Raw genomic sequence first — 1975 nt, forward strand, 5'->3', positions numbered from 1 at the left:
ATCAAAAGCATCATTTATATATATTTAAACAGTTAACCCGTGAACTTAGTCGTCAAGAAGTTGCGGTGTGGAAAAAAGTAATACGCATTATTAGCCACGAATTAAATAATTCACTCGGCCCTATGTCATCCATGCTACACAGCGCACAATTGCTCGCAAATAAAGTTGATGAGCCTCGTCTTGCCCGTGTATTTGCAACTATTGATGAGCGAATTAGTCATTTAACTGAATTTGTACAAGGCTATGGCAAGTTTGCTAAATTACCTCAGCCACAAAAAACGCGGGTTAACTGGCAAAACACCCTCAATAATTTAAAAAACCACTGGCAATTTAGCTACGAAATAAAAAATTCACACAATGAATTACAAGCTGATCAAACACAACTCGAGCAGCTGCTCATAAACCTATTAAAAAACTCACACGAGTCAGGTTCCAATGCCAATGAAATACATATTCAGGTCGAGTTTGTACCCCAAGCATGTGTTATAAATGTAAGCGACTGCGGTAAAGGAATGAGCGAGCAAGTAATGGCAAATGCTTTAGTGCCCTTTTATTCAACAAAAAGTACGGGGAGTGGTTTAGGGCTAGCCTTATGCAGAGAAATAGCAGAAGCGCACCAAGGGCATATAAGTTTACATAACAAAATAGAGGGCGGCTTAAACGTTCAAGTGAGCTTTCCTTATTCGTAAATTTACACAAATTAAAAACAACAAAGCCACTTAAAAAGTGGCTTTGTGTTTAAAGAGCTTAATAACCTGAGTTCAGGTTGAGTAATAAATTACTCTGCGTCAGCTTCTTTGTACTTAGCAGCAGTTTCAGTAATTAACGGCTGTAATTCACCGCGTTGAAACATTTCGATAATAATGTCACAACCACCAACTAATTCGCCATCTACCCAAAGTTGTGGGAATGTTGGCCAATTTGCGTATGCTGGAAGCTCAGCACGAATGTCTGGATTAAGTAAAATATCAACGTATGCAAATGGTTCACCACATGACATTAACGCTTGCGATGCTTGTGAAGAAAAACCACAATTTGGTAATTTTGGTGACCCTTTCATGAAAAGGATTATTGGATTTTCTGAAATTTGCTGTTTAATTTTATCAATGGTTTCCATCTACAACCTCAAAGTAACGATAGCTAAATATATTTAGGTCTTGAAAATAACTCATCGTGACCACAAATATATAACTTAAAATGGGCAAATAAAGCCGCAATTGAAATAGTCTTTCGCAATAGCATTGCTGTTTGCTTAAACTTGAGTAAAATACTCAACAATTATAGTAACACTATATTACCGCTTGGTATAGGTAACTGCTCTGTTTCAACAGGCATTACGTATTACCAAATGGACTATCAACCAAAGAAGATGGAGATAAAAAAATGGCATTTGAACTACCGTCACTACCATATGCAATCGACGCACTTGAGCCACATATTTCAAAAGAAACGCTAGAGTTTCACCATGGCAAACACCACAACACTTACGTGGTTAAGCTTAATGGTTTAATCCCTGGTACTGAGTTTGAAAACAAATCTCTAGAAGAGATCGTATGTTCATCAGAAGGCGGCGTATTTAACAACGCAGCACAAATCTGGAACCATACTTTTTACTGGAACAGCTTATCTCCAAACGGCGGCGGCGAGCCTACTGGCGCAGTTGCTGATGCAATCAACGCTAAATGGGGTTCTTTTGATGCGTTTAAAGATGCATTAAATGACAAAGCAGTAAATAACTTTGGTTCAAGCTGGACGTGGTTAGTTAAGCTTGCTGATGGTTCACTAGACATCGTTAATACATCTAACGCTGCTACACCATTAACTGATGATGGCGTTACTCCAATCCTTACAGTGGATTTATGGGAACACGCTTACTACATCGATTACCGTAACGTTCGTCCAGATTACCTTAAAGGTTTTTGGTCGCTTGTTAACTGGGAATTCGCGAACGCTAACTTCGCTTAATTAGCCTTTA

At 38.5% G+C, this 1975-nt stretch carries 3 protein-coding genes; 2 read left to right on the plus strand and 1 reads right to left on the minus strand.

The features are described 5' to 3' along the window. A partial coding sequence (locus tag H5072_RS18075) for a PAS domain-containing sensor histidine kinase (RefSeq protein WP_182694341.1) occupies positions 1-689 on the plus strand: 689 nt, incomplete at its 5' end. Positions 690-778: 89 nt separating this feature from the next. Here H5072_RS18075 and H5072_RS18080 read toward each other — a convergent pair. Continuing rightward, positions 779-1117 (minus strand): Grx4 family monothiol glutaredoxin, encoded by a 339-nt coding sequence (locus H5072_RS18080; protein ID WP_004335359.1) that lies wholly within the window; start codon positions 1115-1117, stop codon positions 779-781. 266 nt (positions 1118-1383) lie between these two features. Here H5072_RS18080 and H5072_RS18085 point away from each other — a divergent pair, with 266 nt between their 5' ends. Further along, on the plus strand, positions 1384-1965 hold the full coding sequence (locus H5072_RS18085) for a superoxide dismutase (RefSeq protein WP_002960323.1): 582 nt from the start codon (positions 1384-1386) through the stop codon (positions 1963-1965). Positions 1966-1975: the final 10 nt, after the last annotated feature.

Source organism: Pseudoalteromonas sp. SR45-5 (assembly GCF_014163565.1).
Lineage (GTDB): Bacteria > Pseudomonadota > Gammaproteobacteria > Enterobacterales > Alteromonadaceae > Pseudoalteromonas > Pseudoalteromonas distincta.

What these genes read in the sequence shown, in the direction of transcription:
- H5072_RS18080 (WP_004335359.1), bottom strand. Translation starts at nt 1,117, where the DNA reads ATGGAAACCATTGATAAAATTAAACAGCAAATTTCAGAAAATCCAATA.
- H5072_RS18085 (WP_002960323.1), top strand. Translation starts at nt 1,384, where the DNA reads ATGGCATTTGAACTACCGTCACTACCATATGCAATCGACGCACTTGAG.